Source organism: Stutzerimonas stutzeri KOS6 (assembly GCF_000307775.2).
Lineage (GTDB): Bacteria > Pseudomonadota > Gammaproteobacteria > Pseudomonadales > Pseudomonadaceae > Stutzerimonas > Stutzerimonas stutzeri_B.
In genome coordinates, this window is record NZ_KK020676.1 from 2,550,527 (window position 1) to 2,563,433 (window position 12,907).

General features: G+C 63.8%; 12 protein-coding genes. 3 read left to right on the forward strand and 9 right to left on the reverse strand.

The genetic code is table 11. The annotated features are described in order from the left end of the window. Positions 1-84 precede the first annotated feature (84 nt). Positions 85-1,479 (forward strand): MATE family efflux transporter, encoded by a 1,395-nt coding sequence (locus B597_RS39705; protein ID WP_003294870.1) that lies wholly within the window; start codon positions 85-87, stop codon positions 1,477-1,479. A 10-nt stretch (positions 1,480-1,489) separates the two neighbouring features. On the opposite strand, the gene B597_RS39710 is transcribed toward B597_RS39705, so the two are convergent. The 5 genes from B597_RS39710 to B597_RS39730 all read right to left on the reverse strand — a co-directional run bounded on the left by B597_RS39710 (position 1,490) and on the right by B597_RS39730 (position 7,599). Beyond that, positions 1,490-2,593, reverse strand: coding sequence for a cyclic nucleotide-binding domain-containing protein (locus B597_RS39710; protein WP_003294872.1), 1,104 nt, complete (start codon positions 2,591-2,593; stop codon positions 1,490-1,492). Between the two features lie 18 nt (positions 2,594-2,611). After that, the gene (locus B597_RS39715) at positions 2,612-3,562 is read right to left on the reverse strand and encodes a 1-aminocyclopropane-1-carboxylate deaminase/D-cysteine desulfhydrase (RefSeq protein ID WP_003294873.1); all 951 of its coding nucleotides are present in this window, start codon (positions 3,560-3,562) and stop codon (positions 2,612-2,614) included. A 5-nt stretch (positions 3,563-3,567) separates the two neighbouring features. Beyond that, entirely contained in the window at positions 3,568-4,926 is a 1,359-nt protein-coding gene (locus B597_RS39720; protein WP_003294875.1) for a hypothetical protein, read from the reverse strand. A 188-nt stretch (positions 4,927-5,114) separates the two neighbouring features. Beyond that, positions 5,115-5,477 carry a nuclear transport factor 2 family protein gene (locus B597_RS39725; RefSeq protein WP_051519761.1) on the reverse strand — a complete coding sequence of 121 codons (363 nt, stop codon included), beginning with the start codon at positions 5,475-5,477 and terminating at the stop codon, positions 5,115-5,117. Between the two features lie 91 nt (positions 5,478-5,568). Then, entirely contained in the window at positions 5,569-7,599 is a 2,031-nt protein-coding gene (locus tag B597_RS39730) for an NADPH-dependent 2,4-dienoyl-CoA reductase (RefSeq protein ID WP_003294879.1), read from the reverse strand. 188 nt (positions 7,600-7,787) lie between these two features. Between B597_RS39730 and B597_RS39735 the strand changes: the two genes are divergently transcribed. Together B597_RS39735 and B597_RS39740 are read left to right on the forward strand one after the other, a co-directional pair. Beyond that, on the forward strand, positions 7,788-8,801 hold the full coding sequence (locus B597_RS39735) for a carbon-nitrogen hydrolase family protein (RefSeq protein ID WP_003294880.1): 1,014 nt from the start codon (positions 7,788-7,790) through the stop codon (positions 8,799-8,801). Continuing rightward, positions 8,798-9,835 carry an AraC family transcriptional regulator gene (locus B597_RS39740; protein WP_003294882.1) on the forward strand — a complete coding sequence of 346 codons (1,038 nt, stop codon included), beginning with the start codon at positions 8,798-8,800 and terminating at the stop codon, positions 9,833-9,835. The genes B597_RS39735 and B597_RS39740 overlap by 4 nt, the downstream gene beginning before the upstream one ends. Positions 9,836-9,862: 27 nt before the next feature. Here the strand turns inward: B597_RS39740 and B597_RS47420 are convergent, their stop codons facing one another. The 4 genes from B597_RS47420 to B597_RS39755 form a co-directional block, all read right to left on the reverse strand. Further along, positions 9,863-10,009: a hypothetical protein gene (locus B597_RS47420; protein ID WP_192939410.1), complete on the reverse strand. Its 147-nt coding sequence runs from the start codon at positions 10,007-10,009 to the stop codon at positions 9,863-9,865. 123 nt (positions 10,010-10,132) lie between these two features. Then, positions 10,133-10,297 carry a DUF2474 domain-containing protein gene (locus B597_RS39745; protein WP_003294883.1) on the reverse strand — a complete coding sequence of 55 codons (165 nt, stop codon included), beginning with the start codon at positions 10,295-10,297 and terminating at the stop codon, positions 10,133-10,135. Further along, positions 10,297-11,304 (reverse strand): cytochrome d ubiquinol oxidase subunit II, encoded by a 1,008-nt coding sequence (gene cydB, locus B597_RS39750; protein WP_003294885.1) that lies wholly within the window; start codon positions 11,302-11,304, stop codon positions 10,297-10,299. The genes B597_RS39745 and cydB overlap by 1 nt, the downstream gene beginning before the upstream one ends. A gap of 3 nt (positions 11,305-11,307) precedes the next feature. Next, entirely contained in the window at positions 11,308-12,747 is a 1,440-nt protein-coding gene (locus B597_RS39755; protein ID WP_003294886.1) for a cytochrome ubiquinol oxidase subunit I, read from the reverse strand. Positions 12,748-12,907: the final 160 nt, after the last annotated feature.

The window sequence follows — 12,907 nt, forward strand, 5'->3', positions numbered from 1 at the left end:
GGTTCGCCAGTGCTTCGCCGCCTTCCTGAGCGCAGCCTTGGAGCGTAGACTAGCGCGCTTTGTATACAGTCGGAACGCCTCGTGATGCCCACTGAGCTCAGACTCAGACGGGTCCGCCTTGAACTGCGCACCCTCTTCGCCCTAGCCCTGCCCATGATGATCGCCCAACTGGCCAGTACCGCCATGGGCTTCGTCGATACCGTAATGGCCGGGCGCGTCAGCCCGCATGACCTGGCTGCGGTCGCGCTGGGTAACTCGATCTGGGTGCCGGTCTACCTGCTGGTCTGCGGGATCACCCTGGCCACCACGCCGAACGTCGCGCAGCGCTTCGGCGCAGGCAGTCATGCCGAAATCGGCCCCCTGGTGCGTCAGGCACTGTGGATGGGCGCAGGCATCGGCGTGACCAGCGCCCTGCTGATGTGGAACGCCCAACCGGTACTGCGTCTGATGCGCGTCGAGCCTGCCTTGATCGAGCCGACCATGGCCTACCTGCGCGCCGTCGCCTGTGGCTTCCCCGCCGTGGCGCTGTATCAGGTTTTGCGTTGTTTCAGCGATGGCTTGGGCCATCCGCGACCAAGCATGGTGATCGGCCTGCTCGGCTTGTTGCTGAACATCCCGCTGAACTATGTCTTCATCTACGGCAAGCTCGGCATGCCGGCGCTCGGTGGGGTCGGCTGTGGCGTATCCACGGCCCTGGTGATGCTTTTCATGCTGGTGTCCATGAGCCTCTGGGTGAAGCGCGCCGCGGCCTACCAGGCGAGTCAGCTGTTCTCCCATTTCGAATGGCCGCGCTGGCCCATGCTTCGCCACTTGCTGTCGGTTGGCGTCCCGATCGGTATCGCCGTGTTTGCCGAAGCCAGCATCTTTTCCGTGATCGCCCTGCTGATCGGCGCACTGGGTGCGACGGTCGTCGCCGGCCACCAGATCGCCCTGAATTTCACATCGCTGATCTTCATGATTCCGTTGTCACTGGGGATGGCCGTGACCGTGCGTATCGGCCAGGAACTGGGCCGCAACGCCCCGCGGAATGCCCGCTTCGTCGCTGGCGTGGGGATTGCCGCAGCCTTGGTCTACGCCTGCTTCTCGGCCAGCGCCATGCTGCTTTTCAGCGAGCAGATCGCCCGGATCTATACGCCGGACCCGGCCGTGATCGCGGTCGCCGCCAGCCTGTTCTTCTATGCTGCGCTGTTCCAGTTCTCGGATGTGATCCAGGTAACGGCCGCTGGGGCATTGCGCGGTTATCAGGACACCCGAATGACCATGATCTACACGCTGTTCGCCTACTGGGGCATCGGTCTGCCGGTAGGGTACCTGCTGGGACTGACCGATCACCTTGGCACCGCCAGCGGGCCGAGCGGCCTATGGCAGGGCCTTATCGCCGGCCTGAGCTGCGCGGCGCTGTTGCTCAGCGTGCGCCTGGCGCGCAGCGCTCGACATGAAATACGGCGGCATAAGGTGCTACGCAGAACCGCAGCATGAGCCAGTCGCCTCAGAGACTGCGCTCAATGCGGCCGTCGGATCGTGCCAGGTAGCCGCTGCCGCACTCCCAGAGCAGCGCCGCTCGATCCTCCATGCCGAGCGCGTCGAGACCACCCCGAAGCGCATAGGCGCAGAAGCCGAGCTGAGTCAGCAGGAACACCGCATTGGCGCTGCGCTTGCCGCTTTCGCAGTAGCACAGGTAGGTGCGTTGCGGGTCCAGCAGGCGGGTCTTCATACGCAACAGGTGCAGAGGCATATGCAGTGCCTGCATGGCATGACCCCGCTCGTAATCTTCGAGCTGGCGCACATCCAGCCACTGGGCGCCGCAGCCGAGCAGATCGGCCACCTCGGCAAGACCGACCTCGGCGACCACCGGAGCCTTGAGCAGCTCGAGGAAGTCGGCCCGATCGAGGCGCAGCACACAACCGTCTTCGATCATCACGACACTGGCGTTGCGCGCACAGTCTTCCAGCAGCGCCTCTTCGCCAAAGCACGCACCAGGCTCCAGTTCGGCGAGCAACTGCCGGCCGTTATCGGCATTCTTCAGTACCTGGGCACGACCACTCTTGAGGAAGTAACAGCAATCGCCAGCCTCACCTTCACGCAGCAGGGCTTGCCCTGCCGTCGACTCGATGCTCACGAGCCGATTGAGCATGCTGCGGATGTTCACTGGCGGCACCTGGGCAAACAGCGGATTTTCCAGCAATCGCTCCAACCACACCTCCACCTCGCCCTCCATGGACAATTCCAGCAATACATCCTGAAGGGCCTGGCGCCAGGACAGCAGCCGCTCAAGCTCGCCACTGTCGATCGACAGCAACAGGCAATCGTCCAGCGCTCGCACTTCCCCGGGCAGGCTCAACGAAAGACGGTGTAGCGCCGCGGGGGTACCGGCATGCAGCAGCGTCTGCTGACCATCGCTGCCGGTTAGCAGCAACCGCCCCGAAAGAAGGTAATCGTGCGTTTCGCCCCGCCCGAGGCCTCGCTCGAGCACCTGGCCAGCCCCTAGCTGGCAAGGGACCAGCCGAGTACGCACCTGCCACAGCTGGCGGGGCGACAGGCCGTCGAGCGGTACCAGCTTGCGCAACTGGTCGGGGTGCAGCGGTCGGTTCATCCTGGCAAACCCGAGGCTCTATCCATCCATCAGCCGTTTCAGTTCGACCTGAGCGGCACGGCTGCCCTGCAGTCCGCCCGTGTGAACAAAAACCAGGCGGGCGCCCGAGGGAAAATAACCGCGCTCGACATAAAGGCGCAATGCCATCAATGCCTTTGCGGTATAGATCGGATCCAGGGGCACACCAGCATCGCGCTCAGTGGCCTGGATGAACTGGGCGAGTTCCTTGTCGAAACGGCCAAAGCCCCCGCGACTGGCGTCCAGAAGCTGATAGTCGGCCTGCGTCATGCCCGCTTCGGCCAGCAGTTCGCTCACACACCGGTCGACCGCATGCGAGGGCGGCCCCGCCAACGCGCCGAATACCGGATGTCGACCTGCTTCGCCAATGGCCATCCCGGCGACGGTAGTCCCGGTCCCGGCAGCGAGCCAGATCGCGTCGTAGTCATCCCAGCCAACCGCTGCCAGGGCGCAACGCAAGCGGCGCACCAGGTCGGCGCAACCCAGCGCGCCGAGTAAACCGCCACCGCCCTCGGGAACGCTGTAGAAGCCCGGATAGCATTCCTGCCAGGGCTCCCAGAAGCCAGGCAGATTGCGCGCCCGATAACCACCATAGCCGAGCCAGTGCAAGCGCATGCCAGAGGCTCGCAGGTCGGTTACCGTCGGCGTGTCCTGCTCGTGACCGCGCAGCAAGCCGACCGTTGCCAGGCCGAAACGTCGGCCGGCGGCCGCCAGCGCATGCAGATGATTGGAATGGGCACCGCCAAGGCTGATCAGTCCGCCCGCGCTAACGCCCCGGGCCGCTTCCAGATGCCTGACGAGCTTGAACCACTTGTTGCCCGACAGCTCCGGATCCACCAGGTCGAGCCGCAGCACCGCAGCCTCCACGCCACTGCGCTGCAGCCATTCCAGCGACAGCGGCTGCAGGATCAGCGGAGCATCCGGACCGATGCGGGTATTCAGCAGAGGCACGTCGTTCAGCTACCGGCGCGCTGCCGGTCTTCCTTGCGGTGCCGGGCGCAGCAGTTCGACGCACCGATCACGAAGCGAGCCGGCGAGTCGATCCTGTCCAGTGGCATCGCGCAGCGCTCACCGCTCGGCAAGGTCGCGACACAGGCTGGGATCTGATAGTGCTCCAGCCACTGTCGGTACTGTTCTTCCGCAACCAGGCACTTGGCAGCGGCATAGGCCATTGGGTTGGCGCGGTAACGTGCCAGGTCCTGCACGGCAATGGTCAGATGCCCGGCGCCGGGATGGTAGGCCATGAACACCACGCCCTGGCGCGACAGCTCCTCAGGCACACGATCGACACTGCGGCGAAGCTCATCGCACTCGGCCTTCAGCCGCTGGATCTCCTCTTCGAGCTGAGCATCCAGCTCGTTGCGATAGGCCAGCTCGACATCGCGGATCGCTACCTGCTCCCTGTACTCGGCGACCGCCGCGGCAATGCGTGCCTGCGCTTCGTGTTCGAACTGGTCACGGGCTGCGCTTACCTCGACCCGACCATTCGCTTCCAGCGTACGTAGCTGCCTGCTCATCTCTTCACGCGCCGTCTGGAAGCTTTCGCCCTGCGCGGCCAGCTGCGCGTGCAGGCTCGTGTTGATATCGCTCTGCTGCTGCAGCTGTTGCTGCAGTGAACGGAGCTCGTCCTGCAGCAGCCTGCGCTCCTTCTCCGCGCCAGCGCGCAGCCTGCTTGTTTCCTCTTCGCGCAGACGCTCGAGATTGGCAATGCGCTGACGCTGCTGCCTGATCAGCAACGCCGCCTTCTGTCGCTGTTCCCGCGCATGCGCCTCGGAACGCCTGACGGCCGCCTCCCTGGCCACCTCAGCGGCATACCAGGTGTCCTCGGCAACCATTTGCAACCGCTCGGCAGGCACCGTCAGGGGCAAGTCCTCATCGACCAGCAAACCGAGCTGGTTGCGCTTGATGGTTTCACGCAAAACCACCAGGTCGTTGCGCTCGGCGGTCAACTTCGGGTCCCACATGTGCATCTGATGCCAGGACACCGGGCACTGGCTGCGGCAGGCCAGGCGGATAGGCCCGGCCCCCATGTCCGGGCCACGCCCGGTACGCTCGGCCAGTTGGCGCAACGGAATGTTCCAGCCCGAGTCGGCAGAGCCATCGTCGTTGAAGTCGAGACAGAAGAACACCGCGGCACGAATCTGCAGCCGTGGATTGATCATCACGTAAACGGCGCACATCTGGCGGTCGGCAAATTCGGGAAGCGCGACCACTCCATCCAGCACCGCCTCGAACTCCGGATACAGCATTTCCTTGCAGACGGTACCTTCGTTGAAGAACAGCACGGCTTCGACCATCTGCGGTTTGTTCTGCATGCTCGACTTCCTTTCTCGCCCGTAACAGCGAGCCAGCGAATTCCGGGAGCAAAGCAGCGCCCGCCCCGTTGGTGCCGCAAGTTTAGGGGAAATGTCAAAGCAGGCAATGTGACTGGGTTGGCAGGCAATTCCCGCATCGGACGCCGTCCGGCAAGACGCCCTGCGGATTTGCGATGAGCTTGGCTAAATCACCCGCCGCCGTAGGCTGCGAGGCGACGCTTCATCTCGTCGCCCAGCGCCTGCAGCGCGCTCATCGGCCTGATCATGACCTCGAATTCGACGATCCTGCCTGCCTCGTCGAAGCGGATCAGGTCGATGCCCTTGAGCTCGCGGCTGCCCACGCGGGCGCTGAATTCGAGAACGACATCGGTGCCCTGCACGCTCGCCAGCTCCCGGTGGTAGCGGAACTCCTCGAAGACCTGCAGCACGGTGTTGAGGATCAGATTGACCGCCGCCGCACCCTCGTAGGGCTTGTGCGCCATCGGTGAGTGAAACACCGCCTGGGGATGCAACAGCTCAGGCAGGCGGCTCAGATCGCGCTCGCCGATCATTCGATGCCAGACCTGCAGGCTGCTCGCAGCACCCGGCTGCAACAGGGTTGCGCCCGCGTCCTTCTCCTCATTCACCGGCGACCTCCGAAACCTAGAGCGCTGCAGCCAGGCGGCAGCCCTGGTTGATAGCGCGCTTGGCGTCGAGCTCGGCCGCCACGTCTGCGCCACCGATGAGATGCACCCGTGCGCCCGCCGCTTCCAGCCCCTGCTGAAGCTCGCGCAGCGGCTCCTGACCCGCGCAAAGAATGACCGTATCCACCGGCAACACCTGCGGCTCGCCGTCGCCTACCCGGATATGCAGGCCGGCATCGTCGATCTGCAGGTACTCCACCGAATTGAGCATCTGCACATGCTTGCTTTTCAGCCCGGCCCGATGAATCCAGCCGGTGGTTTTGCCCAGCCCGTTACCGACCTTGGACTTCTTGCGCTGCAGCAGATAGACCTGGCGCTTGGGCGCATGCGGCGCCGGCTGGATACCGGCGATGCCGCCGCGCACCGAAAGCCCCAGGTCGATACCCCACTCCTTCCAGAACGCTTCGCGATCCAGACTGGTGGACTGGCCATCGTGGCTGATGTATTCCGAGACATCGAAACCGATGCCGCCGGCCCCGATCACTGCCACGCGCTGACCGACCGGCTTGCGCTCGAGGATCGCATCCAGATAGCCGATCACTTTCGGGTGGTCGACGCCTGGAATGTCCGGCGTACGCGGGACGATCCCGGTGGCCAGGATGATCTCGTCGAAGCCACCCGCCAGCAGCGTTTCGACCGTCGCACGAGTGTTAAGGCGCACCTCGACCCCGGTTTCCTGCAGGCGGTTCTGGAAATAGCGCAGGGTTTCGGAGAACTCCTCCTTGCCCGGCACTCGCTTGGCGACGTTGAACTGGCCACCGATCTCGCCCGCCGCATCGAACAGCGTCACCCGATGACCGCGTTCGGCGGCGATGCTCGAGGCGGCGAGCCCTGCCGGGCCGGCACCGACGACGGCGATCTTCTTCACCGTCGTGGTGGGAATGTAGTTGAGTTCGGTTTCGTAGCAGGCACGTGGATTGACCAGGCAGGTCGTCAGCTTGCCGCTGAAGGTATGATCCAGGCAGGCCTGGTTGCAGCCGATGCAGGTATTGATCCGCTCGCTGTGACCGGCCGCCGCCTTGTTGACGAATTCCGGGTCAGCGAGAAACGGACGCGCCATGGACACCATGTCTGCATCACCCTCGGCCAGTACCTGCTCGGCTACCTCCGGCGTATTGATGCGGTTGGTGGTGATCAGCGGAATGCTCACCTCGCCCCGCAGCTTGGCGGTGACCTTGGTGAAGGCGGCACGTGGCACCTTGGTGGCGATGGTCGGGATTCGCGCCTCGTGCCAGCCGATGCCGGTGTTGATCAGCGTGGCACCGGCCTGTTCGATCGCCTTGGCCAGTTGCACGACTTCTTCCCAGACACTGCCGCCCTCGATCAGATCGAGCATCGACAGGCGATAGATGATGATGAACTCCTCACCCACCGCTTCGCGTACACGACGCACGATCTCTACCGGCAGGCGCATGCGATTCTCGTAGCTGCCACCCCAGCGATCGGTACGGTGGTTGGTATGCGCGACCAGGAACTGATTGATGAAGTAGCCTTCCGATCCCATGATCTCGACGCCGTCATAACCGGCGCGCTGGGCGAGGCTCGCGCAATTGACGAAGTCGCGAATCTGCTTCTCGATGCCCTCCTCGTCCAGTTCGCGCGGGGTGAACGGGTTGATCGGCGCCTGGATCGCGCTCGGTGCCACCAACTGCGGGCTGTAGGCGTAACGGCCGGCATGCAGGATTTGCATGCAGATCTTGCCGCCCGCCTCGTGCACCGCCTGCGTGACGATCCTGTGCTCCTCGGCCTCCTCAGACGTGGAGAGCTTGGCCGCCCCGGCACGCACCGAACCTTCCTCGTTGGGTCCTACGCCGCCAGTCACGATCAGGCCGACGCCACCACGGGCACGCTCGGCGAAAAACGCCGCCATGCGCTCGAAGCCGTTGGGCATTTCTTCCAGACCGGTATGCATCGAACCCATCAGGGCGCGGTTGCGCAAGGTCGTGAAACCCAGATCGAGCGGAGCCAGCAGATTCGGGAAAGCGGTCATCGGTGCATCCTCATCGGTTTCGGTGCCGAGCCTCATGGGGCTGCGGTCGGATATGCGACGACGATAAACAGGCCAAACGCCGCACTCAATGATCATAAATGACAACTTTCTGATCATTCAGCGCAAAACGCTTGGCAACAGGCATCGCCTTACCTAGGCTGTCAGGGTCCATCACAGCTCCGCATCCAATGCGCACCTCATTCAAGCTCGCCCTGCTGCTATTCCTCGCCGGCGCTTCGCTGGTGGCCTACATCGACTGGACTCGTGACCGTCGCAGTGGTCCCCTGCTGTCCGATCTGCGTACCCTGCCCATCGACAGCCGCGGGCAGGCCGGCACCGATGGCAACCTGCTGGGTATCGAAACGCGGCTGCAACCGGCTGATTACCAGAGTCGTGAAAGGCTGCAGCTGAAGTTTCGAACCTACCTTCTGCAAGCCGCCGAAGCCGGCATGCTCAACGAGCGAACCGTGGTCGTGCTGCCCGAGCATGTCGGTACGGGCTTGTTCGCCCTGGGTGAAAAGCCGCAAGTGCAGCAGGCCCGCACGTTGCGCGATGCGATGCAGTGGATGGCCCTCAGCAATCCAGGCGGCTACCTGCGGGCACTGACCGGCAACCAGAGCGATGATCGACGCACCGACGCCGTGCTGCGACTGAAAGCACGACAGATGGCCGAGGACTACCAGGCGGTCTTCGGTGGCCTTGCCCGAGAGTTCGGCGTAACCCTGGTGGCAGGCTCGATCGTGCTGCCGGAGCCGTACCTGGAAAACGACCGGCTCAGGATCGGCGATGGCCCCCTGCGCCAGGTCAGCCTGACCTTCGATGGCCGTGGCCAACCGTTGGGAAGCTTGCAGTACAAGTATGCGCTGAGCCGCTACGAGCGCCGCTACAGCCTGGCGCCCGCCGCGGAACCACGACACCTCATTGAAACGCCGGCCGGCCCCCTGGCGGTACTGTTGGGTTGTGATGCCTACCAACAGCGACCGCCCGCGCAGGCCAGGCTGCTGGCGATACCCGGGGCACTGGATGATCCGCGAGCCAGTTGTGCAGGCACGCTCGATGACGGACTGGCCGAACGGCCGCAGATGGCCGTGCACACACTGGCAGTCCCCTGGAACCTGCTCGGCTCGCCGCGCCGTCCAGCCCCGCCGGGTCATGGCGTCCCGGTGCAAATCAAGAACCAGTGGCTCGGTCGCGCGCCATGAATGCGCAGCGCGTACGCCTGGGTGATCTGTCGGTCGGTTTCCTGCACAGCCTCGGCGAAGCATTGCAGCTGTATGGGCAGGACCCTCAACCACTGCTGCTGGCCTATGGACTGGATGCCGAGCGCCTCGCCGAGCCGCATGCACGGCTGTCGATCCCCCGCTACATGCGGCTGGGGCATGCGGCCATCCAGCTTGCCGGCGATGCCGCGCTGGGTCTGGAGATGGGCCGCTTGCGCAAACCCAGCCACCTCGGCCTTGCCGGCCTGACTGCGGCCCAGGCGCCCACGGTGCGCGAGGCCGCACGGGCACTGATCCGCTACGAAGCGCTGTACGCATCCAACTACCGGGGTAGTTCGAGCCTTCACGAAGACGCGTCCGGAGCCTGGCTACGCTTCTACTCCATCAGTCCGTACAACGCCTACAACCGCTTCGTGGTCGATACCGTGCTCGCCAGCTGGGTCACGCAGCTGGCATGCCTGAGCGGACAGTCAGTGTCGCCGACTGCAGTACATATCGAATTCGAAGCCCCGGATTACGCTCCGCGCTACGAAGCGCTGTTCGGCCGCCCGGTGACGTTCGGCGCCGAAGCCAATCAGCTGCAGTTGGACCAGCGCACCCTCTCCCTGCGCAACCCAGAGCACTGCCCTGGCACCTGGCGGCATCTGCTCGAACTATGCGAGGCCGAACTGGAACGGCGCACCCGCACTCGCAGTCTGCGCGAGCGGGTGGCACAGATACTCGGCCCGCTGCTCAAGGGCCAGGAGCCGGACCTGCAACAGATTGCGGCACGCCTGCAAATGCCGCCCTGGACACTGCGGCGCAAACTGGCAGATGAAGGCAGCAGCTATCGCGCGATCCTCAACGACACCCGCCGCGACCTGGCGATGGCCTATATCCGCGACACCGAGTCGGCATTTGGCGAGATCGCCTGGCTGCTCGGCTTTTCGTCCGCGGAAGCGTTCCAGCGCGCCTTCAAACGCTGGAGCGGACGGACGCCCGGCGACTACCGACGCGCTCAGCGCCGCAGCGGCTGAGCAGATACGGGTCGCATGGGTGGGTTTTCAAAGCTCGACGGCATCCTCGGCGCAGTCCGGGTGATCCTGCTCGGCCGCGTGCCACTCCAATAGCTCGTCCTGATAATCGTCCATAGAAGACTCCTGCTTTGTCTGCATTGCCTGGCGGGTGATGGACGAACCTTCAAGGTTCATGCCAGTTACCCTACAAGCCGCGGATGAAGCGGATGTGACAGCACCGGCTGGAGCCGGGCATGATCGGGCCGAAGCCGAACCGGTACCTGCCGTCCTGCCAACGCCCCATGACGGGGCACGGCATCAAGGCGCAGCGAGTCCGGCAGCATTCATCGCCAGCCGTAAAAGCCAGGCAACGATCCCCAATGCCAGAACACTGGCGCCCCAGATCAGTACCAGCCAGCTCATGCGCTGCCACAGCGGCTTCTGCTCGTTGGCGCGGCGCGCTTTTTCATGATCTCCATCCATCAGTGATACCCATCCTCGGCGCTGACCTTGCCGCGGAACACGTAGTAGCTCCAGGCCGTATACATCAGGATCAGGGGAAGAATCAGCAGCGCCCCGACCAGCGTGAACCCCTGGCTTTCGGGCGGAGCGGCTGCCTGCCAGATGCTCACCGACGGCGGAATGATGTTCGGCCACAAGCTGATGCCCAGGCCGCTGTAGCCGAGAAAGATCAGGGCCAGCGTCAACAGGAACGGCGTGTAGTTGGCGTAACGCTGGATCGAACGCAGCAGGCCGAAGGCGCATAGCAGCACCAGGATCGGCACCGGCATGAACAGAAGCAGATTGGGCATGCTGAACCAGCGCTCGGCGATATCCGGATGGTTCAGCGGCGTCCACAGGCTGACGATGCCGGTCACTGCCAGCACGGCCCAGACCAGCGGGACGCCGATGTCATGCATGCGTCGCTGAAGATCCCCCCCGGTACGCATCATCAGCCATGTGCAGCCCAGCAGCGCATAGGCAACGATCAGTGCCAGCCCGCAGAACAGCGAGAAAGGCGTCAGCCAGTCCAGCGCACCACCCGCATAGGCCCTGCCCTCGACCGGCAAGCCACTGATGAAGGCGCCGAGCACGACGCCCTGGAAAAAGGTCGCCGCCAGCGAGCCGCCGATGAAGGCCCGGTCCCAGATGTGCTGGCGCGCGCGGGTGACCTTGAAGCGAAATTCGAACGCCACACCGCGAAAGATCAGCCCCATCAACATGAAGATGATCGGTAGATACAGTGCCGATAGCACCACCGAATAGGCCAGCGGGAAGGCCGCGAAAAGGCCGGCCCCACCCAGTACGAGCCAGGTTTCGTTGCCGTCCCAGACCGGTGCCACGGTGTTCATCATGACGTCGCGCGCCGAGCTGTCCCGAACGAACGGAAAGAGAATGCCGACGCCCAGATCGAACCCGTCCATCACCACGTACATCATGATGCCGAAGATGATGATCACCGCCCAGATCAGTGAAAGATCGATACCCATGGCTCAGTTCCTCTCGCCCAGTTGATCACTTTGCCCCTCGCCAATGCCTTCGTCGGCAGCCGATAGCGGCCGCATCGGCGTGCGCGCTTCGCCGGGACCGCCGGCACCTTTCTCGCGTCCCTCGCTGATCACCGGGCCTTTGTTCACCAGACGCAGGATATAGAGCATGCCAATCCCGAATACCGCGAAGTAGACGATGACGAACATCGCCAAGGTAAGCCCGAGCTGGCCGGCGCCATGGCTGGAGACCGCATCCTCGGTGCGCATCAGCCCGTATATCACCCAGGGTTGGCGGCCTATTTCGGTGGTGTACCAGCCAGCCAGGATAGCGATCAGCCCGGCCGGCCCCATGCACAGCACCAGCCGCAGGAACGGCCGAGTGCTGTACAACCGCGCACCGCGACGCAACAGCAGGCTCCAGATGCCGGTAAAGATCATCAACAGGCCGAGGGCGACCATGATGCGAAACGTCCAGAACACGACGGTCGAGTTCGGTCGATCCTCCGGCGGGAAGTCCTTCAGCGCCGGAATCGGTTCGCTCAGGCTGTGCTTGAGAATCAGGCTGCCAAGATAGGGAATCTCCACCTTGAAGTGCGTTTTCTCCGCTTCCATGTCCGGCCAACCGAACAACAGCAGCGGGGTCGGACCGCCGCCGGAATTGTCCCAATGTCCTTCCATCGCGGCGATTTTCGCCGGTTGATGTTCAAGGGTGTTCAGCCCGTGCAAGTCCCCGATCATGGCCTGCACTGGCGCCACCAGCAGCGCCATCCACATCGCCATCGAAAGCATCTTGCGTATCGCCGGGTTGTCGTTGCCGCGCAACAGATGCCAGGCGGCCGAGGCACCGACGAAGAAAGCGGTGGCCAGAAAAGCGGCGACGGCCATGTGAGACAGGCGATACGGAAACGACGGGTTGAAGATGACCGCCAGCCAGTCCACCGGCACCACGATGCCATCGATGATCTCGTGGCCCTGCGGGGTGTGCATCCAACTGTTCGAGGCGAGGATCCAGAAAGTCGATATCAGCGTGCCGAGCGCAACCATGACGGTGGAGAAGAAGTGCAGCAGCGGACCAACGCGGTTCCAGCCAAACAGCATCACGCCGAGGAACCCCGCCTCGAGGAAGAATGCCGTCAGCACTTCATAAGTCAGCAGCGGCCCGGTCACGCTGCCGGCGAATTCGGAGTAGGCGCTCCAGTTGGTGCCGAACTGGTAGGCCATGACGATGCCGGAAACCACACCCATGCCGAAATTCACGGCGAAGATCTTCAGCCAGAAATGGTAGAGATCGCGGTAGACCTCTTCGCCCGTCTTCAGCCACAGGCCTTCGAGCACGGCGAGATAACTGGCGAGCCCGATGGTGATCGCCGGGAAGATGATGTGGAACGTGATGGTGAAAGCGAACTGGATTCGCGCAAGCTCAAGTGCTTCCAATCCGAACATGGGCAACTCCTCGTCAGATGATCCCCTGCCCTGCCCCAGCAGATGCGGGTCAGGACAAGTGACAGCAGATCGCGCCGAGGGTGCGCCCGGTTTCGGTGCCACATCGTCACGCCGGCCCATGATCAGCGGTCGATGCGGCAGAGCAACCGGCGTCTATGCT

Coding starts and splice junctions, on each gene's coding strand:
- B597_RS39705 (WP_003294870.1), top strand. CDS start 85: ATGCCCACTGAGCTCAGACTCAGACGGGTCCGCCTTGAACTGCGCACC.
- B597_RS39710 (WP_003294872.1), bottom strand. CDS start 2,593: ATGAACCGACCGCTGCACCCCGACCAGTTGCGCAAGCTGGTACCGCTC.
- B597_RS39720 (WP_003294875.1), bottom strand. CDS start 4,926: ATGCAGAACAAACCGCAGATGGTCGAAGCCGTGCTGTTCTTCAACGAA.
- B597_RS39725 (WP_051519761.1), bottom strand. CDS start 5,477: ATGATCGGCGAGCGCGATCTGAGCCGCCTGCCTGAGCTGTTGCATCCC.
- B597_RS39730 (WP_003294879.1), bottom strand. CDS start 7,599: ATGACCGCTTTCCCGAATCTGCTGGCTCCGCTCGATCTGGGTTTCACG.
- B597_RS39735 (WP_003294880.1), top strand. CDS start 7,788: ATGCGCACCTCATTCAAGCTCGCCCTGCTGCTATTCCTCGCCGGCGCT.
- B597_RS39740 (WP_003294882.1), top strand. CDS start 8,798: ATGAATGCGCAGCGCGTACGCCTGGGTGATCTGTCGGTCGGTTTCCTG.
- B597_RS47420 (WP_192939410.1), bottom strand. CDS start 10,009: ATGAACCTTGAAGGTTCGTCCATCACCCGCCAGGCAATGCAGACAAAG.
- B597_RS39745 (WP_003294883.1), bottom strand. CDS start 10,297: ATGGATGGAGATCATGAAAAAGCGCGCCGCGCCAACGAGCAGAAGCCG.
- cydB (WP_003294885.1), bottom strand. CDS start 11,304: ATGGGTATCGATCTTTCACTGATCTGGGCGGTGATCATCATCTTCGGC.
- B597_RS39755 (WP_003294886.1), bottom strand. CDS start 12,747: ATGTTCGGATTGGAAGCACTTGAGCTTGCGCGAATCCAGTTCGCTTTC.